General features: G+C 48.1%; 1 protein-coding gene. It reads right to left on the reverse strand.

Features of this window, described 5'->3' with window-relative positions; all coding sequences use genetic code 11:
- Positions 1 to 210, reverse strand: a 210-nt coding sequence (locus ACYQ8U_RS23550) for a LamG-like jellyroll fold domain-containing protein (RefSeq protein WP_459947969.1), incomplete at both ends; no start/stop codon positions are given.

Consider the following 210-nt stretch of genomic DNA (forward strand, 5'->3'; position numbering starts at 1 on the left):
CATACCGTTATTGTAATGTACTGCAATGCTGTCTGGCGTCAGAACTTGATCGTGAAGCGCTACCTCATCAAGATCTCCTTTGAACCCAAGGCCATAAGTCTCCATCCAACCTATGGTCAGTTTCGCAGACGGGGCAATAAAATCAGAACCGTAGGAGGTACGGGTTGTCCCTTCAAGTACGCCATCAACATAGAGCCTCAGTTCTGAACC

The sequence above is a fragment of the Desulfocastanea catecholica genome (assembly GCF_054657295.1).